The 19,550-nt window shown below is 60.2% G+C and carries 21 protein-coding genes; 20 read left to right on the forward strand and 1 reads right to left on the reverse strand.

Annotated elements, in window-relative coordinates:
* Nucleotides 1–64: 64 nt before the first annotated feature.
* A complete protein-coding gene (mutS, locus tag JUI81_RS25945) occupies nucleotides 65–2,644 on the reverse strand; it encodes a DNA mismatch repair protein MutS (RefSeq protein ID WP_026345675.1) in 2,580 nt (859 codons plus the stop codon).
* A 199-nt stretch (nucleotides 2,645–2,843) separates the two neighbouring features.
* Here mutS and JUI81_RS25950 point away from each other — a divergent pair, with 199 nt between their 5' ends.
* The 20 genes from JUI81_RS25950 to JUI81_RS26045 all read left to right on the forward strand — a co-directional run bounded on the left by JUI81_RS25950 (nucleotide 2,844) and on the right by JUI81_RS26045 (nucleotide 19,470).
* A complete protein-coding gene (locus JUI81_RS25950; RefSeq protein ID WP_026331839.1) occupies nucleotides 2,844–3,578 on the forward strand; it encodes an XRE family transcriptional regulator in 735 nt (244 codons plus the stop codon).
* A gap of 520 nt (nucleotides 3,579–4,098) precedes the next feature.
* Nucleotides 4,099–4,446, forward strand: a complete 348-nt coding sequence (locus JUI81_RS25955; RefSeq protein ID WP_019581003.1) for a phage holin family protein — start codon at nucleotides 4,099–4,101, stop codon at nucleotides 4,444–4,446.
* A 128-nt stretch (nucleotides 4,447–4,574) separates the two neighbouring features.
* Nucleotides 4,575–5,159 carry a hypothetical protein gene (locus tag JUI81_RS25960; protein ID WP_204125314.1) on the forward strand — a complete coding sequence of 195 codons (585 nt, stop codon included), beginning with the start codon at nucleotides 4,575–4,577 and terminating at the stop codon, nucleotides 5,157–5,159.
* Nucleotides 5,156–5,338 carry a DUF2635 domain-containing protein gene (locus tag JUI81_RS25965; protein WP_007907211.1) on the forward strand — a complete coding sequence of 61 codons (183 nt, stop codon included), beginning with the start codon at nucleotides 5,156–5,158 and terminating at the stop codon, nucleotides 5,336–5,338. Before JUI81_RS25960 ends, JUI81_RS25965 begins: the two co-directional genes overlap by 4 nt.
* The gene (locus JUI81_RS25970) at nucleotides 5,338–6,834 is read left to right on the forward strand and encodes a phage tail sheath subtilisin-like domain-containing protein (protein WP_019581001.1); all 1,497 of its coding nucleotides are present in this window, start codon (nucleotides 5,338–5,340) and stop codon (nucleotides 6,832–6,834) included. Before JUI81_RS25965 ends, JUI81_RS25970 begins: the two co-directional genes overlap by 1 nt.
* A 67-nt stretch (nucleotides 6,835–6,901) precedes the next feature.
* Nucleotides 6,902–7,249: a phage tail tube protein gene (locus JUI81_RS25975; protein WP_018926973.1), complete on the forward strand. Its 348-nt coding sequence runs from the start codon at nucleotides 6,902–6,904 to the stop codon at nucleotides 7,247–7,249.
* Nucleotides 7,246–7,542 (forward strand): phage tail assembly protein, encoded by a 297-nt coding sequence (locus JUI81_RS25980; RefSeq protein WP_018926972.1) that lies wholly within the window; start codon nucleotides 7,246–7,248, stop codon nucleotides 7,540–7,542. Before JUI81_RS25975 ends, JUI81_RS25980 begins: the two co-directional genes overlap by 4 nt.
* A gap of 130 nt (nucleotides 7,543–7,672) precedes the next feature.
* Nucleotides 7,673–9,697 (forward strand): phage tail protein, encoded by a 2,025-nt coding sequence (locus tag JUI81_RS25985; protein ID WP_204125315.1) that lies wholly within the window; start codon nucleotides 7,673–7,675, stop codon nucleotides 9,695–9,697.
* Nucleotides 9,684–10,919 carry a DNA circularization protein gene (locus tag JUI81_RS25990; RefSeq protein WP_028939217.1) on the forward strand — a complete coding sequence of 412 codons (1,236 nt, stop codon included), beginning with the start codon at nucleotides 9,684–9,686 and terminating at the stop codon, nucleotides 10,917–10,919. The genes JUI81_RS25985 and JUI81_RS25990 overlap by 14 nt, the downstream gene beginning before the upstream one ends.
* A gap of 3 nt (nucleotides 10,920–10,922) precedes the next feature.
* Nucleotides 10,923–11,966, forward strand: coding sequence for a phage baseplate assembly protein (locus JUI81_RS25995; protein WP_204125316.1), 1,044 nt, complete (start codon nucleotides 10,923–10,925; stop codon nucleotides 11,964–11,966).
* Between the two features lie 67 nt (nucleotides 11,967–12,033).
* Nucleotides 12,034–12,543, forward strand: a complete 510-nt coding sequence (locus JUI81_RS26000) for a phage baseplate assembly protein V (RefSeq protein WP_028939218.1) — start codon at nucleotides 12,034–12,036, stop codon at nucleotides 12,541–12,543.
* A complete protein-coding gene (locus JUI81_RS26005; protein ID WP_018926967.1) occupies nucleotides 12,543–12,941 on the forward strand; it encodes a phage GP46 family protein in 399 nt (132 codons plus the stop codon). Before JUI81_RS26000 ends, JUI81_RS26005 begins: the two co-directional genes overlap by 1 nt.
* The gene (locus JUI81_RS26010) at nucleotides 12,931–13,974 is read left to right on the forward strand and encodes a baseplate J/gp47 family protein (protein WP_096479607.1); all 1,044 of its coding nucleotides are present in this window, start codon (nucleotides 12,931–12,933) and stop codon (nucleotides 13,972–13,974) included. The genes JUI81_RS26005 and JUI81_RS26010 overlap by 11 nt, the downstream gene beginning before the upstream one ends.
* Nucleotides 13,962–14,561: a YmfQ family protein gene (locus JUI81_RS26015; protein ID WP_204125317.1), complete on the forward strand. Its 600-nt coding sequence runs from the start codon at nucleotides 13,962–13,964 to the stop codon at nucleotides 14,559–14,561. The genes JUI81_RS26010 and JUI81_RS26015 overlap by 13 nt, the downstream gene beginning before the upstream one ends.
* 11 nt (nucleotides 14,562–14,572) lie before the next feature.
* Complete coding sequence (locus tag JUI81_RS26020) at nucleotides 14,573–15,724, forward strand: phage tail protein (protein ID WP_204125318.1); 1,152 nt, start codon at nucleotides 14,573–14,575, stop codon at nucleotides 15,722–15,724.
* Complete coding sequence (locus tag JUI81_RS26025) at nucleotides 15,721–16,236, forward strand: phage tail protein (RefSeq protein ID WP_096479609.1); 516 nt, start codon at nucleotides 15,721–15,723, stop codon at nucleotides 16,234–16,236. Before JUI81_RS26020 ends, JUI81_RS26025 begins: the two co-directional genes overlap by 4 nt.
* A gap of 134 nt (nucleotides 16,237–16,370) precedes the next feature.
* The gene (locus JUI81_RS26030) at nucleotides 16,371–17,465 is read left to right on the forward strand and encodes a phage tail protein (RefSeq protein ID WP_204125319.1); all 1,095 of its coding nucleotides are present in this window, start codon (nucleotides 16,371–16,373) and stop codon (nucleotides 17,463–17,465) included.
* Between the two features lie 7 nt (nucleotides 17,466–17,472).
* Entirely contained in the window at nucleotides 17,473–18,036 is a 564-nt protein-coding gene (locus JUI81_RS26035; protein WP_204125320.1) for a tail fiber assembly protein, read from the forward strand.
* A gap of 37 nt (nucleotides 18,037–18,073) precedes the next feature.
* A complete protein-coding gene (locus JUI81_RS26040; RefSeq protein ID WP_204125321.1) occupies nucleotides 18,074–18,994 on the forward strand; it encodes a hypothetical protein in 921 nt (306 codons plus the stop codon).
* The gene (locus tag JUI81_RS26045; RefSeq protein WP_204125322.1) at nucleotides 18,994–19,470 is read left to right on the forward strand and encodes a phage tail assembly chaperone; all 477 of its coding nucleotides are present in this window, start codon (nucleotides 18,994–18,996) and stop codon (nucleotides 19,468–19,470) included. Before JUI81_RS26040 ends, JUI81_RS26045 begins: the two co-directional genes overlap by 1 nt.
* The last annotated feature ends 80 nt before the right edge of the window (nucleotides 19,471–19,550 follow it).

Genomic DNA, 19,550 nt, shown 5'->3' on the forward strand with positions numbered 1-19,550 from the left:
GCCAGGCTATGAGCCTGCAGCATCCCAAACCGCGCGAGATTCTAACAGCTTGCAGGCAAGTGCGTTAGATCCGTGTCTTTAATGTATAGAGCATTTCCAAAGCCCTGCGCGGTGTCAGGTCATCCAGATCAAGTTTGGCCAGTTCATCCAGCACCGGGTGCGGCAGGCTGGCGAACATGTCGCTCTGCTGCGGCGCAACGGATTTGCCTTTGGCCGGCGTCGGCACTTCATGGGGCAGCGCCGTGGATTCCAGCCGGCTCAAGTGTTCACGGGCACGCACGATCACTTCGCTCGGCACCCCGGCCAACTGTGCAACCGCCAGGCCATAGCTCTGGCTGGCAGGCCCAGGCAGCACGTGGTGCAAGAACACGATACGTTCGTTGTGCTCGGTGGCATTGAGGTGCACGTTGGCTACTAGCGGTTGGGCTTCCGGCAGCACCGTCAGCTCGAAATAGTGAGTGGCGAACAGTGTATAGGCTCGCAGTTGCGCCAGACGCTCGGCCGCGGCCCACGCCAGGGACAGGCCGTCGAAGGTGCTGGTGCCGCGACCGACTTCGTCCATCAGCACCAGGCTGCGCTCGGTGGCGTTGTGCAGGATGTTCGCGGTTTCGCTCATTTCGACCATGAAGGTCGAACGTCCGCCCGCCAGGTCGTCGCTGGAACCGATCCGGGTGAAGATCCGGTCGACCAGGGACAATTCGCAACTGGCCGCCGGCACGAAGCTACCGATGTGCGCCAGCAGCACGATCAACGCGGTCTGGCGCATGTAGGTGGATTTACCGCCCATGTTCGGACCGGTGATCACCAGCATGCGGGTGCTGTCATCGAGGCTCAGGTCGTTGGCCACGAAGGGTGTGGTGAGTACTTGTTCGACCACCGGGTGACGACCCTGGCTGATACGCATGCATGGCTCGCTGACGAAGCGCGGGCAGTTCAAGTCCAGATTCAGTGCGCGCTCGGCGAGGTTGCTCAGCACGTCCAGCTCGGCCAGTGCGGCAGCGGTGTCCTGCAAGGGCGGCAATTGGGCGATCAGGTCTTCGAGCAGTGCTTCGTAGAGCATCTTCTCGCGCGCCAGGGCGCGGCTCTTGGCTGACAGCGCCTTGTCTTCGAACGCTTTCAGTTCCGGGGTGATGAAGCGCTCGGCACCCTTGAGGGTCTGGCGACGGATATAGTCTGCGGGTGCCGATTCGGCCTGCTTGCTGGGCAGCTCAATGAAGTAACCGTGAATGCGGTTGTAACCGACTTTCAGGTTGGCCAGGCCGGTGCGGGCCTTCTCCCGGGCTTCCAGATCGATCAGGAACTGCCCGGCGTTTTCGCTGAGCGATTGCAGCTCGTCGAGTTCGCTGTCGTAACCGGTTTTCAACACGCCGCCGTCACGGATCACCGCCGGCGGGTTGTCGATGATGGCTTTCTCCAGCAGCGCCGCGAGTTCTGGATAGGTGCTGGTGGTCGTCGCCAGTTGAATGATGTGCGGAGCTTCAAGCTCGGCCATCGCCACCTGCAACTCTGGCAGTGCGCCGAGGGCATCGCGCAGACGCGCCAGGTCACGAGGACGGGCATTGCGCAGTCCGATCCGCGCCAGAATCCGCTCGATGTCACCGATTTCCTTGAGCTGCGGTTGCAGTTTCTCGAAACGATAACGGTCCAGCAGGCAGGTGATCGACGTCTGGCGTGCCAGCAGTACGGTCAAATCCCGCAGCGGACGGTTCAGCCAGCGGGTCAGCAAACGGCTGCCCATGGCGGTCTGGCAGCGGTCGACCACCGATTGCAACGTGTTGTCGCGACCACCGGCCAGGTTGGTATCCAGTTCCAGGTTGCGCCGGCTGGCGCCGTCCAGCACCACGGTGTCGTCCAGGCGTTCATGACGCAGGCTGCGCAAGTGCGGCAGGGCGGTGCGCTGGGTTTCCTTGGCGTAGCTGAGCAGGCAGCCAGCAGCGCCGATGGCCAGGGTCAGGTTCTCGCAGCCGAAACCTTTCAGGTCCTGGGTGGAGAACTGCTGGCAAAGACTTTTCAACGCCGAGTCGCGCTCGAAATCCCACGGCGCACGGCGACGAACCCCACGGCGTTTTTCCGCCGGCAAATCCTTCGGCCAGTCATCCGGGATCATCAGTTCAACCGGGTTGACCCGCTCCAGTTCCGCCAGCAGGTTTTCCCAGCCCTTGATCTCCAGCACGGTGAAGTTGCCGCTGGTGATGTCCAGCACCGCCAGACCGAACAGACGCTCGTCACCCAGCACCGCCGCGATCAGGTTGTCCCGACGCTCATCCAGCAGCGCTTCATCGCTGACCGTGCCGGGCGTGATAATGCGCACCACCTGACGATCCACCGGACCTTTGCTGGTGGCCGGGTCGCCGACCTGCTCACAGATCACCACCGATTCGCCGAGCTTCACCAGTTTCGCCAGGTAACCTTCCGCAGCGTGGTAAGGAATCCCACACATCGGAATCGCCTGACCTGCCGATTGCCCACGAGCGGTCAGGGTGATGTCCAGCAACTTGGCGGCCTTCTTCGCATCTTCATAGAATATCTCGTAGAAGTCGCCCATGCGATAGAACATCAGCTGGTCGGGGTGCTGATTCTTCAGGCGCCAGTATTGCTGCATCATTGGTGTGTGGGAGGACAGATCGGAGACGGCTTTATTCATCGGATATAGGCAAATTCGTTGAAAGGTGTGGGGCAAAGGAGGGGCATCGGCCCGGCTTTTCCGCGATGGGCGCAAGGTTACCATGGGCGGTCCGCCCGACGCAGGCATGAAAGCCTCAAGGCTATTTTTCGTGGGTCTATGCACAAATTATGCAATTTGGCATTTGTCTTCCGAAAAAAGATCAAGCACTATTCGCGTTATGCAAAAACGCAATGTTTCTACCGTCTTAAGAGCGCTGCTCGATCAGCACGGGATCTCCCCCACGGAGCTTCACCGTCGCACCGGCGTGCCTCAATCCACTCTCTCGCGCATCCTCAGCGGGAAGATCGTCGATCCTTCGGATAAACATATCTCGAAGATTGCCGAATACTTTGCTGTGAGCACCGATCAATTGCGGGGCCGCGCGGATGTCGCGCCGGCCGCCAGCGCCGGGCGCGATCAATTGCATTCGGAACTCAAGGACATAAGCCTGTGGGACGACGATACGCCTGTCGATGACGACGAGGTGTCGGTCCCCTTTCTTCGCGAGGTTGAATTGGCTGCTGGATCAGGAAGATTCGTCATCGAAGAGAGCGAGCGCTCTAGCCTGCGCTTCGGCAAGCGCAGTTTGCGACATAACGGTGTGCAGTTCGACCAGGCCAAATGCGTGACCGTGCGCGGCAACAGCATGTTGCCAGTGCTGCGCGATGGTGCCACGGTGGGGGTGAATGCCGGTAAATGCGGGATTGGCGACATCATCGACGGCGACCTGTACGCCATCAACCACAACGGCCAGTTGCGGGTGAAACAGCTTTATCGCCTGCCGACCGGGATTCGCCTGCGCAGCTTCAATCGCGATGAGCATCCGGACGAGGACTACAGCTTCCAGGAAATCCAGGAAGAGCAAATCGTCATCCTTGGTCACGTCTTCTGGTGGGGCATGTACGCCCGCTAACCTCACCGCTGTCAGATAAAACCCGTCGCCCGACGGGTTTTTTTTCGCCTGCCGGAAACCGCCAACGCCTTTGTTTGTGGGGCTTTCATGCGCCTGTGCATTTCTTGTGCATAAATAAATGCATTTATGCATTGACTGTATATGCATCCATGCATATTCTTTGTCTCAAGCCGCTCAACAAAGCGGCTCGAAACGAAGCTCTTTAGTTCCACCACAAAGGCAGCGATGAACCGGCCTCAACGGTTCAGAGGGTTGGCAACTGACCCGGGTGTGCAGCGTAAAGCACCAGAAGCAGTTATCCGGCGGGCAGGGACCGCGGTCGGAAAAACAATTTGAATGGACTCGTACCGTGCCAGTAGCACCGAAAAGTCAGCTTCCTTTTTGACACAGGATTAAAGGAAGGCGAAGGAGCGCATTACTGAAAAGCCCGGAATGCTCCGGGCTTTTTGGAATGCCTACCTCAAGAGACATCGATTGAATCCAACACACATCACTCATCAATCACACCAGGAGGCGTGACATGACAAACGAGCAACAAGCGTTGCTGGACATGCCGATCTGGCTGGTCATCCTCCTCGCGGTAGCGGGCGGGGTGTCCGGCGAAATGTGGCGCGCCGACAAGGAGGGCGCCCGGGGCTGGTCACTGCTGCGGCGCCTGGCCCTGCGGTCCGGGGCCTGCATGATCTGCGGCGTCTCGGCGATCATGCTGTTGTACGCCGCGGGCCTGTCGATCTGGGCCGCCGGCGCCTTTGGCTGCCTTACGGCGATGGCCGGGGCGGACGTGGCCATCGGGCTTTACGAACGCTGGGCCGCCAAGCGGATTGGCGTTTGTGAAGTGCCACCGCGCGATCCGTCTCAGGATCATTGAGCCCTCAATCTTAAGGAGCTTCATCCACAGTGCATACCGCACTGACCCGCAAGGACGCGGGTTTACCACGGCCAGTACCGTTCACTCAAACCCGCCGCGGCGGGTTTTTTATTGCCCGGTGAAGAACCATGAAGATCACAGCCCTGATCACGCAACTGCGTGCGCAATGCCCGACCCTGGCCAATCGTGTGGCCGCGGGCATCGACCTCGCCACCCTGCAAGCCAACAACCCGCTCGCCACGCCTTGCGCCTACGTCGTCCCCATCGCCGATGTGGCGAGCAAAAGCGTGGCGCAAAACCTGATGCTGCAACCGATCCGCGACCGCGTCGAAGTCACCCTGGTGCTCGACACCACGGACGCCGCTGCAGCGCTGGATCAACTGCACGACCTGCGCGCCGAACTGTGGCGCGCACTGGTGGGTTTCAAGCCCGGCAGTGACTACAGCGTCATCGCCTACGACGGCGGCGAACTGGTTTCCATCAACAGCAGCCGCGTGCTCTACCGCCTGCGCTTTTTTTCCGAATTCCAGCTCGGCCGCAATCTGCCGGGGCAACCGGCGCAGAGCTGGCACGAGCGTGAACTGGACGGCTTGTCGTCCTTTACCGGGGTCACCGTGCGGGTCGATGCGATCGACCCGGCGGACCCCAATCTGCAACACCCAGGCCCCGACGGGCGCCTGGAACTGACTTTCTCTGGAGACGTAAACCCATGAGCAAACGCATCACCGTGCTGCCGGCCCCGGGCCGTGTTGTGCCGGACCCGGAAGCGGGCGATCTGTTGCCCCTCGAGGGCCGTGAAGTGCCGGACAACGCCTGGTGGCGCCGACGTCTGGCCGATGGCGATATCACTACCAAAGCCGTGAAAGCGGCGAAACCACAGGGAGCCAAATAATGGCGATCGGATTCAGCAACATCCCCGCGGACATTCGTGTTCCGCTGTTCTATGCCGAAATGGACAACTCGGCCGCCAATAGCGCGTCGTCGGCCATGCGCCGCCTGATCGTCGCTCAGGTCAACGACAACATCGCGCCGGCCGAGGTTGGCAAGCTGGTGCTGGTGTCCAGCGTGGCGTTGGCCAAAAGCATTGGCGGCCAAGGCTCGATGCTCGCCTCGATGTACGAAACCTGGCGCAAGACCGACCCGATCGGCGAGATCTGGTGCCTGCCGCTGCACAACACCGAAGGCAGCATTGCCAAAGGCGTGCTGACCCTGACGGGTGCGGCGACCCAAAGCGGCGTGCTCAACCTGTACGTCGGCGGCGTTCGCGTTCAGGCGGCCATCGTCAACGGCGCCACCGCGGCGCAAGCGGCCACCGCCCTGGCACTGAAAATCAACGCCAGCGCCGATCTGCCGGTCACTGCCGCAGCGGTCGAAGGTGTGGTCACCCTGAGCGCCAAATGGACTGGCGACAGCGGCAACGACATCAGCCTGCAATTCAATCGCCTGGGCAAGAGCAACGGCGAAGAAACCCCGGCCGGCCTGACCTCGGCGATCACCGCCATGACTGGCGGCGCCGGTGTGCCGGATCAAGTGGCTGCCGTGGCTGCGCTGGGCGATGAACCGTTCGAGTTCATCTGCATGCCGTGGTCGGATCTGTCGACGCTCAACACCTGGCAAGCCGTCATGGATGACAGCACCGGTCGTTGGTCCTGGGCCAAGCAATTGTTCGGTCACGTCTACAGTGCCAAACGCGGCACCGTCGGCACTCTGGTGGCGGCCGGTCAGGCGCGTAACGACCAGCACATGACCATCCAGGCGCTGGAACCGGGTGTACCGCAACCGTTCTGGGTGCAGGCCGCCGCACTGGCTGCGCGCACCTCGGTGTTCATCTCGGCCGACGCCAGCCGTCCGACCCAAAGCGGCAGCCTGCCAGGTCTCGACCCGGCTCCGGCGAGCGAGCGGTTCACCCTGACCGAGCGTCAGTCGCTGCTCAACTACGGCATCGCCACCGCGTATTACGAAGGCGGCTACGTGCGCATTCAGCGTTCGATCACCACCTATCAGAAGAACGCCTACGGCCAGGCAGACAACTCCTACCTGGACAGCGAAACCATGCACCAGTCGGCGTTCATCGTGCGTCGTCTGCAAAGCGTGATCACCAGCAAATACGGTCGCCACAAACTGGCCTCCGACGGCACCCGTTTCGGCGCCGGCCAGCCAATAGTTACCCCGAGCACCCTTCGCGGTGAGCTGATCGCCCAGTACGCCAAGCTCGAACTGGAAGGCCATGTGGAAAACGCCGAGCTGTTCGCCGAACACCTGATCGTCGAGCGCGACACTCAGGACCCGAGCCGGGTCAACGTGCTGTTCCCGCCGGACTACATCAACGGCCTGCGCGTGTTCGCGCTGCTCAACCAGTTCCGTCTGCAGTACGACGACGCAGCCTGATCGCTGCCTTTGACTGTATGAATTCGGCCCACCGCGTGTGGGCTTTTTATTTGAAGGGAGAAACACCATGGGTCAACTGATTGCGGGCACCTGCTACGTCAAAGTGGACGGCGCTCAACTGACCATCAACGGTGGCTGCGAAGCACCATTGATGGCCGTTAAACGGGAAACCGTCGTGCCGGGCTTCTACAAGGAAACCGACATCGCGCCGTCGTTCAAAGTGACGGCGCTGCACACTGCGGACTTCCCGCTCAAGCAACTGATCGCAGGCTCCGACATGACCGTCACCTGCGAATTCAGCAACGGCAAAGTCTATGTACTAGCCGGCGCTTATCTGGTGGAGGAGCCGGTATCCAAAGGCGATGACGCCACCATCGAACTGAAATTCGAAGGCATCAAGGGGACCTGGCAATGAGCAACGCCGTGAAGCTTCAAGTTGCGATCGAAGCCCACGGCGAGCCCTTGACCGAGCTCAACCTGCGCCGCCCGACGGTGCAGGAAGTGCGAGCGATCAAGGCGCTGCCGTACAAGATCGACAAGAGCGAAGAGGTCAGCCTCGACATGGACGTCGCGGCCAAATACATCGCCGTGTGCGCCGGCATCCCGCCGTCGTCGGTCAACCAACTGGATCTGGCTGACCTCAATACGCTGAGTTGGGCGGTCGCGAGTTTTTTCATGAGTGCGGCATCGGAGCCATCACCGACCTGATCGCAGTCGCCTATGACCTGGCCTGGTTCTGGAAGGTTGACCCCGAACAGATGATGGCCAGGCCACTGGATGTGCTCCGCGAATCGCTGGAGCACGCGCAACGGATCAATGCGATGCAGCAGGTGCAGTGATGGCGAACATACAACAAAGCATGAGCCTGACGAACATTCAGACCACGGTGAACATGTCCGTGGTCGTGATCAATGCCCAGAAGCTGGATACCCAGCTCAAGGGCATCAAGGCCAGGATCGGCGCGTTCAAGAAAAGCATCGAGGACAGCGGCCTCGGCACGCTCGATGCGGGCGCCTTCATCAATGGGGGCGGGCTGCTGGAACCCTTCATCAGCGGCATCAAAAAGGCAATCAAGGCAGAAGATGAACTCGAGGACAAATCCAGTAAAACCACGACGCTGAAAGCGCCTGAGGTGTCGCTCGGTCATACCGCTACCAACCTCAAGCAGTTCAACGATGCGGTAGACGGTATTTCCTTGAAAATGGGGCAGGCGCTGCTGCCGGCGGTCAACAGTGTGGTCACCGGCCTGATGCCGTTGATCACTGCCGTTGGCGAATTTGTCGCCAATAACCCTGCACTGGTCGAAGGGTTGGCGGCGGCAGCCGTGGCCTTCACGGTGGTCACTGCAGGGGCCATGGGGCTCGTTGCTGTGATGGGTCTGCTGGCTTCCCCCATTGGCATTGTCGCCGCAGTGATTGCCCTGACAGCGGGTTTGATAGTGGCTTACTGGAAGCCGATATCGGGATTCTTCAAAGGTATCTGGCAAGCGATGCAAGGGGCGGCGGAGTCGACGTTTGCAGCGTTCCAGAGCCTGTTCAACTGGAAACCGCTTGAGGCGCTGAAGGCGGGTTGGGCGCCGATCAGCGGTTTTGTTTCCGAGCTGTGGGGATCGATTTACGGCGCGACGGCACAGGCCTGGCAGAGCTTTCGGTCGATCTTCGAGTGGTTGCCCCAAGCGTCGATTGAAGCGGCGTGGGCACCGATCAGTGGCTTTTTCGGTTCGCTCTGGGAGGACGTGAAAAAACTGTCGGCCCCGATCGGCGACTTTTTCAAGACGCTGTTTTCCTGGCATCCGCTCGTCATCGTGGCCAGCAATTGGCAGCCGCTGGTGGGGTTGTTTTCCGCGCTCTGGGATTTGCTCAGGGCCTTGGCAGTGCCGGCGATGAGTTTTCTCAAGAAGCTCTTTGACTGGAACGTGGTGGACAAGGTCGCCCGTGCCTGGCAACCGGTGGTTACGTGCTTTTCGGCGATCTGGGATGTGCTTCGTGCGCTGGCCGCGGTGGCGGTCGATTTCCTCAAAGGCCTGTTCGACTGGTCGCCGACGCAGATGTTTCGTGCCGCTTGGGATCCGGTGAGCAATTACTTATCGGGGATGTGGCAGAACCTGCAAGTGCAGGCGCAACCGGCGGTGGCCTTTTTCAAAGGCCTGTTCGACTGGTCGCCGACGGAGATGTTTCGTGCCGCCTGGGACCCGGTGAGCAATTACTTCTCGGGCCTGTGGCAGGACCTGCAAGTGCAGGCGCAACCGGCGGTGGCCTTTTTCAAAGGCCTGTTCGACTGGTCGCCGGCGGAGGTGTTTCGTGCCGCCTGGGACCCGGTTAGCAATTACTTCTCGGGCATGTGGCAAGACTTGCAAGTGCGGGCGCAACCGATGGTGGATTACTTCAAGGGACTCTTTGATTGGTCCCCCCTGGACATGTTCAAGGCCGGTTGGGAGCCGGTCACCGAGTGGTTTTCCATTTGGTCGGGCAAGCTGCAAGACCTGCTCGCGCCAATCAGGGAAATGTTCAACGGTGGCTTTGGCGGTTTCATTACCAGTGTTACCGGTAAGGTCGAAGGCTTGACTGCGGCGCAACAGAAAACCAATGCCGAAGGCAAGGGGGAGCTCGCACCAGCGTTCTTTGGTGCCAGCAATGATGCGGCGCCGCTGTCGAACAACCTGGCCCAAGGCTCCAACGCCCTGGTGCAGCAAAGCGCCGCCAACAATCGCACGCAACTCGAAGGCGGCCTGACGGTTCGCTTCGAAAACGCGCCGGCCGGGCTGCGCACCGATCAACCGCAAACCAATCAACCGGGGCTGTCGCTCAACTCGCGCATCGGCTACCGCTCACTTTCCATGGGAGGCTCCAATGAGTTGGCGTGACCGATTGTTGCCGGCGTCCTTTCGCGGTGTCGGTTTCTGGGTCGATCAGGCGAAAACCCCGGTCGGTAAAAAGGGCCAGTTGCACGAGTATCCGCAGCGGGACCTGCCGTTTTTCGAGGGCCTTGGCCAGCAGGCGAAGATCCACGATCTGACGGCGTTCATCGTCGGCCCCGATTGCCTGGAGCAGCGCGACAAGCTGCTCAAGGCGCTGGAGCAGGGCAGTGGTGAACTGGTGCACCCGTGGCTGGGGCGGATACAAGTCAAGGTCGGCGAATGCGACATGACCCATACCCGCCAGGACGGCGGGCTGGTGACGTTCACGCTGAAGTTTTACCCCGATGAACCGCTGCCGTTTCCGACGGCCACGGTCAGCACGCAGAAGGTGCTGCTGGCCAAGGCCGACACCTTGCTGGGTTCGGCGGTGGCGCGTTTCGAACAGGCCATGACCCTGATCAAGGCCGCGCGAATCGGCATCGCCAATCTGCGCAACAGCCTGACCGGGGTGTATGACGTAATCAAGGAACAACTCAAACCGTTGATCGAGCAATATCGGCAGATCACCGAGCTGGTCAACGCGGTCAAGGAATTGCCCAAGGAAGTGGCGGCGGAATTCAAGGGCTTGCTCGGCGATATCAAATCGCTCAAGGACTTCGCGAAGGAGGGTTATCGTGGCGTGATTGCCGACGTGTCCCAACAGCTCGAAGCCATCCGCAAGGCCGATGCCCCAAAGCTCACCACCGGCAAGGACACCACGGCCGCGGCGCAAGCCATGGCCGATCTGGTGCAGGACACGTTGCTGGTCAAAGTAGCGCAATGGGTTGCCTCGATGCCGGTCGCGTCGACACCGGTGAAACTGTCGTCGACGCCATCGCTGGAGCAGCAGGCGAACCTGCCGGTCACCCGGCAGGAAGTACCGGTCACCGACGATTTGAAAGCACTGCAAAAGGCGCTGGTAGAGGCGACCAACCCGATGCTGGACAAGGCCGGTCCCGCGCACTACCAGGCTATCGACGATGTGAAGCAGGCGTTGCTTGCGCATCTCAAGGCAGTGGCGTCGTCGGGTGTACGACAGGTCAGCAAGTCTTTTCAGGAAAGCCTTCCGGCGCTGGTCGTGGCGTACAAGCAATTTGCCGATGCAACGCGGGTCACCGAAGTGATTCAGCGCAACGGGATTGCCCATCCGGGGTACGCGCCTAACGATGTGAAAGTCTCCGGGAAGTGAACCATGAACGAGATGGATAACCGCGTCACATTGACGGTCGGCGGCCTGGAATACGGTGGCTGGAAAAGCGTGGAAATCACGGCGGATCTGGAGCGTCAGTTCCGCACCTTCAAGCTCAACATCACCTGGCAATGGCCGGGGCAGAACGTGGACAAGCGGATCCAGCCCGGTGACGCCTGTGAAGTGCGCATCGGCCAGGATCTGGTACTGACCGGGTATGTGTTCAAGGCCCCGATCAGCTATGACGGGCGACAGATCAGCCTGAACATCGAAGGCAGTTCTTGTACTCAGGACCTGGTGGATTGCGCCGCGACCAACCGCCCGAATCAATGGCATGAGCAATCGCTGTTGAGCATCGTCGAAGCGCTGGCGATCACCTACAAGGTCTTTGTGGTCAGTGAAATTCCCGAGACCGCCCGGCTCAGCAGTCACACCATCGTGCCGGGGGAAACGGTGTTTCAATCCATCGACCGCTTGCTGACGTTATTCCGGGTGTTTTCTACCGATGATGCCCAGGGCCGGTTGGTGTTGGCCCGGCCTGGCAGTGGTGGCCGAGCCAGCGATGCGCTGGAGTTGGGCAAGAATATTCTCTCGGCCAACGCACCGATGGATTACAGCCAGGTGTTCTCCGAATACCGGGTCATCGGTCAGCAAAAGGGCACGGACAAGAAGAGCGGGGCGGCGGTCAGCGAGGTTGAATCGGTATCTGCCGACCTGAGCTACAAGCGTCGGCGGGTTACGGTGATCAACGAAGGCATGCAGATCAATCCCGATCTCGCCTTGCAACGGGCCAACTGGGAAAGCGCTACCCGCGTCGGCAAGGCCAAAACCACCACTTATCAGGTGCAGGGTTGGCGGCAATCGAACGGCGATCTGTGGCGTCATAACACGTTGGTGCGGGTCAAGGATCCGGTGCTGGGGTTCGATGACGACATGCTGATTTCCAAAGTGACCTACTCGCTGTCGGCGCAAGGTTCGATCACCACCCTGCAAGTCGCACCGCCGCATACCTTCGATGCCAATCCCGAGCCCCCGAAGAAAACCTGATAGCCCCTTAAAAGGTCGCCCCTTAAAAGGTCGCAGCCTTCGGCCTCGCCCCTCCAAGGAATTCAACATGAGCCTACTGACACGCCTCCTGGCGCGCGGCACTGTCGTGCTCGCCAACTCGGCCACCAAGCTTCAATCGCTGCAAATGCGCCTCACCGCCGGCGAAGTGAACGATGACATGGAGCACTTCGAACCCTACGGATTCACCAGCAACCCACTGGCCGGCGCCGAAGGTGTCGCTACATTTCTGGGCGGTGATCGCTCCCACGCCATCGTGTTGGTAGTCGCCGACCGTCGCTATCGCCTCCAGTCCCTGGCCGCGGGAGAAGTAGCGATCTACACCGACGAAGGCGACAAGATCCACTTCAAGCGCGGGCGGATCATCGACATCGAAACTGCCACCCTGAATATCCGCGCCAGCAGTGCAGTCAACTTCGACACACCCGTGATCAACCAGACCGGAAAAATCGTCTCCACCGGCGATCAGATTGCCGGTGGCATCAGCCAGATCAAACACGTGCATGTCGGCGTGCAAGCGGGCAACGGCCAGACCGGCGCACCGGCGGGAGGGCAGTGATGTTGATCAGCCAGAACCTCCACGCCGCACTGACTCGCTCAGTGCTGATCAGCCTGTTCACCTGGCGCCGTGCCGCCGATGACGATGCCCTCGACGACGAAGAGCGTTTTGGCTGGTGGGGCGACAGCTTTCCTACGGTGGCCGACGACCGCATCGGTTCGCGGTTGTGGCTGTTGCGCCGGGTCAAGCTGACCCGCCAGACCCAGATGGACGCCGAGTTCTATGCCCGCGAAGCCCTGCAATGGCTGATCGACGACGGCCACTGCAGCGCCATCGACATCATCAGCGAACGCCTCGACGCCCAGCGCCTGAACCTGCGCACGGTCCTGACCCTGGCCGACGGCGAACGCCTGGACATCAACCCCGATAACAGTTGGCAGGTGATCTATGCCGTTTGAAACCCCTTCGCTGCCGGTGCTGATCAAGCGCGCCCAAAGCGACCTGGCCAGCGATTCGCTGCGCCAGTCCGATGCGCAAGTGCTGGCCCGCACCCTCGGTGGCGCCGCCTATGGCCTGTATGGCTACCTGGACTGGATCGCCGAGCAGATCCTCCCGGACAAGGCCGATGAATCGACCCTGGAACGGATCGCCGCACTGCGTTTGAACCAGCCGCGCAAGTCCGCACAAGCGGCCAGCGGCAGCGTCAGCTTTACCGCCAGCGCCGGTGCCGTGCTGGACGTCGACACCCTGCTGCAATCGAGCGACGGTCGCACCTACAAAGTGACCGCCGCGCGCACCACCAGCAACGGCCTCAACAGCACCACCATCGCCGCGCTCGAAGCCGGCAGCCTGGGCAATGCCGAGGCTGGCTTGACGTTGATACCGGTGCAGCCGATTGCGGGGATCGTCGGCAATAGCTTTACCGTACTGGCGCCGGGGCTCAACGGTGGTGTGGCGCGGGAAAGCCTGGAGTCACTGCGCTCGCGGGTGATTCGCTCCTACCGCATCATCCCCCACGGCGGTTCGGCCCAGGACTATGAAACCTGGGCCCTGGAATGCCCTGGTGTGACCCGCGCCTGGTGCCGTGGCGGTTTGTTGGGGCCGGGCACGGTCAGCCTGTTCATCATGCGTGACGACGATCCGCAGCCGGTGCCGAATGACGAACAACTGGCCGAAGTCCAGGCCTACATCGAGCCTCTGCGCCCGGTCACCGCCGAGGTGCATGTACAGCGGCCGGTTCAGGTACCGGTCGTCTATCACCTCAGCGTGAGTCCCGACACCACGGCAGTCCGTGCGGCAGTCGAGGCGCAATTACGTGACCTGCATAACCGTGAAGCCGACCTCGGCCAGAAATTGTTGATCAGTCACATCCGTGAAGCCATCAGCAGCGCCAGTGGTGAATACGACCACTCACTCACCTCGCCCGTCGCCGATGTCCCTGCCAACAAAAACGAATTGCTGACGTTTGGAGGTTGCGTATGGGGGGCATAAGAACCGCCGCGCAATACCACGCCCAACTGCGCAGCCTGCTGCCCAGTGGGCCGGCCTGGGACCCTGAACAAGTTCCTGAACTCGAAGAAGTGCTCGAAGGCGTGGCACAGGAGCTGGCCCGCCTCGACGCCCGCGCCGCCGACCTGCTCAACGAAATGGACCCGGCTGGGGTCAGCGAACTGGTGCCCGATTGGGAGCGGGTAATGAACCTTCCCGACCCATGCCTGGGCGCCACGCCACTGTTCGATGACCGCCGCCTGGCCGTGCGCCGGCGACTGCTCGCGGTCGGCAGTCAAGCCGTCGGCTACTACCTCGAGATCGCGAAAAGCCAGGGTTACCCGAACGCCACCATCACCGAACTCGAAGCCCCGCGCATGGGCCGCTCGCGTTTCGGTGCGGCGCACTGGGGCACTTGGGAAGCGCAGTTCATGTGGACGCTGAATACCGGTGGGCGATTGCTGTTGGGCCGGCGTTTTGGGGCGAGTTACTGGGGCGAGCGTTTCGGCGTGAATCCAGGCTCGGCGCTGGAGTGCCTGATCCACCGCAGCGCACCGGCGCACACCAGGGTACACATCAATTATGACTAGGGAGTAGAGGGATGGATTATCCGAAGAGTGTGCCCAGCGCCGGATTGGTGAATGGGAGGTTTGTGGATGAGAACCCGCTGACCGGGACGGCGGGGTCGTTGATTCCGGCGGAATGGGGGAATGGGGTAACGCAGGAGATTGTGAACGTCATCAAGGCAGGGGAATTGACCCCGGATGAGGCGAAAAGCGACCAGTTGCTGCAAGCGATTCAAACGGTCACCGCCAAGGGCTGGAACCAGGATCTGGCATTGCCCCTAACGGCCTTGCCATTGCCGACAGTGGCGACCGCCGATGCCCGTTTGCCGGTGACCCCGACCGCTGTTTCGACCGGCGGTGGCAAGGTTTCGATTCCGGCTGGTGTGTACATCAGTCTCGGTCAGGAAGTCGTGGCCGGGCAGTTGGGACGCTCCCGTACATTTGTGACCACAGCCTGGAGCAGCCTGGAACTGCTGGCTAACTCGGGCTATTTCCTGAGAGCGCAAGTGATAGGGGGAGCGCTGACGTTCTATACGCAGCGAGGAACAATCTATGACGCTGCGCCCGAAGGTTTGAAGGGCACTGTCAATGGCGGGGCGGGGGGCGGTTTTCAATCCACGCCGCTGGACATTTGCATCGCCTGGGTGATGACGGGAGCACCGGGCTCCGTGCCGGTCATCAGGTCGATCTACAACCGTAACCGGTTGGCGTGGACACAAACGGTCAACGGAAATGGTGTGGTTTACCTGCCGCTGGATCCTCATGCCCGGGCAGCACGTCTGGTGGTGGGGAACCCGACGCCTTCTACGACGGAGATCACCGGCGTGGCGTTTGCGCCAACAGGTTGGGTTGGCGGCAACTACTGCTTTCTCTCACCGGCCCTGACCACCAGTTCTAATCACGATGCAGGTTGGACGACTCCACTTCCCTGCGTGATGGTTACCAACAACTTTGTCAACGACGTCACGGTCACGACGCTGACCGCCAGTTTTGACCATAACCAGGTACGTTCGCTTTGGCAGTCCTACCAGGCCGAACACATGCTCGGTTCGACCAGCGCCGTCAGCGATGAATTGCTGTTCAGTATGGGGATCAAGAACCATCCGGTTTCTGATTACGCCACGGGAATCGCGATCAACTTTGCGGCGGCCGTCAATGTCAGTTTTTCCTGGGAGTTGATTCGATGAACGTTATTCAAGAGCTTCATCAGTTCGAGGACGGTCTGCGTCCCGCACAACCTTCTGCCGCCCATGACTGGGACGGTGAAAAATGGCTGCTGGACGCCGCGAAAGTTGCTCAGCTGGAACAGCAGGAAGCCGAACGCCTGTGCGCCAAAGTCGATGCCGCCGCAGACAGTGCTCGCGCTGCCCTGGCCGGTGATCCACTCAAAGCCATGGAATATGCCCAGGCGGCCGCTGACGCCCAAGCCTTTCAGGACGCCGGCTACCCGAAAAAGGACGTGCCGCTGGCTGTGTCTGCTTGGGTTGTTAAAGGCCGGACGGCCAAGCAGGCCGCCGAGCAGATCTTGAGTAAAGCCGCAGAGCTCAGCGACCAATTGCTGACCCTGCGCACACTGCGCCTCAAGGCCAAAACGCAAATCCGCGCGCACGCGGCCAAGGGCAAGATGGATCAAGCCCGCAGCGTGGGCGATGAAGCGTTGGTGGCTATTCGCGAATTCATCAGCGACCCGGCTGACTAGGCGAAAGCCATTCAATTCCCCTGTTCAAGCCCACGTATGCGTGGGCTTTTTTTTTGAAAAAAAATCGTGGGCGCGATTGCACCGACAACCACGTCGACACGGACTTTTTGTTATTTCAGAGGAACGATAGACATATGGATTATCCAAAAAGCGTCCCCAGCGTCGGGCTGGTCGATGGCCGGTTTGTCGATGAAAACCCCGTCGCCGGGACACCGGGATCGTTGATTCCGGCTGTATGGGGCAACAGCGTCACGCAAGAGGTTCTGGGTGTGATTACCGGGGGAGGTCTGGCGCCTTCCGAAGCGGACAACAGTCAACTGCTCAAGGCTATCCTGGCGATCATTGGCAAGACCAATCCGATGTATTCGGTGATCACGCGGCTAGCGGCATCAAAAGTTCTGACCGTCGAAGAACTTGGCCTCGTACTGATTGATGCCAGTTCAGGTGCCGCCACCGTCAGCCTGCCACCAGCCAATGTTGCGTTGGGTGTTCGTGACGTCATCGTTCGACGTGTTGATAACAGCGGCAATCGCCTCGTGATTCAGGCAGTAGGCACTGACCGAATCCGATTTCATACGCATCTATCGGCGGGCGGTTATTCGTTTCTGGTGTTGATGGGCAGTGGGGACTGGTGGCATCTGCGCAGCGATGGTGCCGGCAGTTGGTGGCCGGTCGGGCGATTCGATAACACCCCGCTGGGGCGTCCGTTCTTTGAGACAACCACTCTGCTGAGCCCGGGTGGCTATGGGGCGCTCAATGGCACGGTAATGAAACGTGCCGAGTGGCCCTGGCTCTGGGATCACGCACAGCAGTCGGGAATGCTCGGCACTGAAGCTACTCGGGCGGGTAATGAAGGCAAGTGGACCTCCGGTGATGGTGCGCTGACGTTTCGTGGCCCCGAAGGACGAGGGGAGTTTTTGAGGGTTTTGGACGAGGGGCGTTCGGTGGACGCCGGACGGGTAATGGGTGCCTTCCAACCTGGCTCCATTCATTCCTACGCGATGGGGGCTAATGGTGCTGGCGCGGTGGGCTCGCGGTGGACCGATAGCCTAACTGCATTTGGCGCCGATACCCGTGAGGAACCTCAATATGTATCGGGGCTGAGCAATGGCGGTCCCATTTTTCCCGCAGGAACCAGTTTCCAGATGGATGCAGCCAATACCTTGCTCTACTCCTACAAATCCCGGCCACGCAACATCGCTTATCCCGGTCGTATAAAACTTATCTGAGGTGCCCATGTTTTATTATCTATTAGATAACTCGGGCGCCTTGTCAGGGCCCGTAGAGTTTCCTGTCACTCCGGGTGTCGGTATTCAATTACCCAGTAATGCCGTTGAACTTTCATTCGAACTACCGCCTGCGGAAAGCGGCCGTACATGGGCGCTGGTGAACAATGTTCCTCGGGAAGTGATTGATCGTCGTGGTTTGGTTTATCGCAAGGATGGCGGGGCCCAGCAGGTCTGGAGTGAACTCGGAGAGTTACCGGAAGTTTTTACAGTCGAACCATGGCCGGGCAACTACTACGTCTGGAATGACAATGGCTGGAAACTTGACGAGGTGGCTCGCCTGTTCGACATCAAAGTTCAGGTCCTGGCCAAGCGTGACACGCTTCTTCGTGAGGCTGTTTTGCGAATAGCGACACTTCAATACGCCGAGGATATCGGTGATGCCTCTCACGTTGAGCAGTTGGCCCTGATGGAGTGGAAACTCTACAGCGTTGAGCTGAATCGCATTGAGCAACAAGCGGGTTTTCCAACCGAAATCGTTTGGCCTCTCGCTCCTGGTTCCATCGAGAAATAGTCAATGTTCTATTAGACCTACAGCGAGAGAAGAGAAAGTGGATTATCCAACTAGTATTCCCAGTGTTGGCCTGGTCAACGGCTGGTTTGTCGATGAAAACCCCATTGTCGGAACACCGGGATCGCTGATTCCAGCGGCCTGGGGCAATGGGGTGACGCAAGAGATTCTGAACGTCATCAAGGCTGCTGGGTTGACACCTGACGAAGCCAGAAATGACCAGTTGGCGCTGGCGATCGGCGCATTGGTCGATTTCACCAAAATGAAAAACACCCCTACCACGTTGAGTGGCTACGGCATCACCGATGCCGTTGGCCGACTGTTGGCAGTCAAGCAATTCGATACGGTCGGGACTACGGTTTACCGCCCCAATCCCAAGGCCAAACGGATTCGCGTGCGATTGGTGGGCGCCGGTGGTTCCGGGGCCGGTTGCCCGCCCGTCGCGGCGACTTATCAAAGTCTGGGTGGCGGCGGTGGTTCAGGTGCCTATGCCGAAAGTCTCTATGACGTGAGCGCTGAAATGCTGGCCGGGGTGCCTATTACATTGGGAGCAGGAGGTGCCGCGCGCAACGGGGCGGGTGCTGCGGGAGGCGGTGCTTCCTTTGGGACCTACATGAGTGCTGCGGGCGGTTTCGGCGGACAAATCCTGACGTTCGTGGCGACGACGTCCGGGTTTGTTCAGGGAGGCATGGGAGGGCTGACTGTAACAGGAGGCAATCTTGCCAACGCTCGCGGCATTCACGGCGGCTATGCGATGAGCAATACCAACTGGGGACTTCTGTCTGGAACCGGGGGGGCCAGTCAATTTGACGGTGGCGGCCCTTTCACGGGGGTAAACGGCAATGGTAATCCCGGCGCGCGAGGTTCGGGAGGCAGTGGCAGTTGTTCGACCAATGCTTCGGCTTCGTGCCTGAGCGGGCCCGGCGGCAACGCTTTTTGTGAAATCTGGGAGTACGAATAATGGCTGTTTATGCACGCCTGGACGAAGGGGTTGTCGCTGAACTGATCGACACTGGCCACTACGCGATCACTGAGTTGTTTGCCCCTGGGTTTCTGACCTCAATGAGTCTTATCCCCGAGGGGGTTGAAGTTGAAGTGGGAGAGCGGTTGAACCCAATAGAGCCGAGTGTCGCGCCGCCCGTTGCGTCGGACGCTCATTTTGACTCATCACTGACGGCTGATATGTCGGAAGACGATCCGGTAATGCGAGAGCGTTTGTGGCGCCGTTCCAGCCTCTCAGCCAATCAATGGCTTGTAGCACGCCACCGCGATGAGCAAGATCTTGGTCGGGTGACGACACTAACAGCAAAGCAGTATTTGGAGTTGCTGGAGTACCGCCAGGCGTTACGCGAGTGGCCGGAATCGAGCCAATTTCCGCAAACGCCTGCCAGGCCCGCGGCTCCCCATTGGCTTACCGATTCACTGGAGTCGCATTGAATAAGTTACAGCACCGTATAGACAGGTTCAGCGTCCGCCCCAAGCGGACGTTTTTATTTGTGGGCTGAATTGCTGTCGTA

This window comes from Pseudomonas sp. 008 (genome assembly GCF_016861935.1).
In the GTDB taxonomy this organism is placed as follows: Bacteria; Pseudomonadota; Gammaproteobacteria; order Pseudomonadales; family Pseudomonadaceae; genus Aquipseudomonas.

Bases quoted from the DNA above. Each gene is read 5' to 3' on its own strand.
- mutS (WP_026345675.1), bottom strand. From the start codon at position 2,644: ATGAATAAAGCCGTCTCCGATCTGTCCTCCCACACACCAATGATGCAG.
- JUI81_RS25950 (WP_026331839.1), top strand. From the start codon at position 2,844: ATGCAAAAACGCAATGTTTCTACCGTCTTAAGAGCGCTGCTCGATCAG.
- JUI81_RS25955 (WP_019581003.1), top strand. From the start codon at position 4,099: ATGACAAACGAGCAACAAGCGTTGCTGGACATGCCGATCTGGCTGGTC.
- JUI81_RS25960 (WP_204125314.1), top strand. From the start codon at position 4,575: ATGAAGATCACAGCCCTGATCACGCAACTGCGTGCGCAATGCCCGACC.
- JUI81_RS25965 (WP_007907211.1), top strand. From the start codon at position 5,156: ATGAGCAAACGCATCACCGTGCTGCCGGCCCCGGGCCGTGTTGTGCCG.
- JUI81_RS25970 (WP_019581001.1), top strand. From the start codon at position 5,338: ATGGCGATCGGATTCAGCAACATCCCCGCGGACATTCGTGTTCCGCTG.
- JUI81_RS25975 (WP_018926973.1), top strand. From the start codon at position 6,902: ATGGGTCAACTGATTGCGGGCACCTGCTACGTCAAAGTGGACGGCGCT.
- JUI81_RS25980 (WP_018926972.1), top strand. From the start codon at position 7,246: ATGAGCAACGCCGTGAAGCTTCAAGTTGCGATCGAAGCCCACGGCGAG.
- JUI81_RS25985 (WP_204125315.1), top strand. From the start codon at position 7,673: ATGGCGAACATACAACAAAGCATGAGCCTGACGAACATTCAGACCACG.
- JUI81_RS25990 (WP_028939217.1), top strand. From the start codon at position 9,684: ATGAGTTGGCGTGACCGATTGTTGCCGGCGTCCTTTCGCGGTGTCGGT.
- JUI81_RS25995 (WP_204125316.1), top strand. From the start codon at position 10,923: ATGAACGAGATGGATAACCGCGTCACATTGACGGTCGGCGGCCTGGAA.
- JUI81_RS26000 (WP_028939218.1), top strand. From the start codon at position 12,034: ATGAGCCTACTGACACGCCTCCTGGCGCGCGGCACTGTCGTGCTCGCC.
- JUI81_RS26005 (WP_018926967.1), top strand. From the start codon at position 12,543: ATGTTGATCAGCCAGAACCTCCACGCCGCACTGACTCGCTCAGTGCTG.
- JUI81_RS26010 (WP_096479607.1), top strand. From the start codon at position 12,931: ATGCCGTTTGAAACCCCTTCGCTGCCGGTGCTGATCAAGCGCGCCCAA.
- JUI81_RS26015 (WP_204125317.1), top strand. From the start codon at position 13,962: ATGGGGGGCATAAGAACCGCCGCGCAATACCACGCCCAACTGCGCAGC.
- JUI81_RS26020 (WP_204125318.1), top strand. From the start codon at position 14,573: ATGGATTATCCGAAGAGTGTGCCCAGCGCCGGATTGGTGAATGGGAGG.
- JUI81_RS26025 (WP_096479609.1), top strand. From the start codon at position 15,721: ATGAACGTTATTCAAGAGCTTCATCAGTTCGAGGACGGTCTGCGTCCC.
- JUI81_RS26030 (WP_204125319.1), top strand. From the start codon at position 16,371: ATGGATTATCCAAAAAGCGTCCCCAGCGTCGGGCTGGTCGATGGCCGG.
- JUI81_RS26035 (WP_204125320.1), top strand. From the start codon at position 17,473: ATGTTTTATTATCTATTAGATAACTCGGGCGCCTTGTCAGGGCCCGTA.
- JUI81_RS26045 (WP_204125322.1), top strand. From the start codon at position 18,994: ATGGCTGTTTATGCACGCCTGGACGAAGGGGTTGTCGCTGAACTGATC.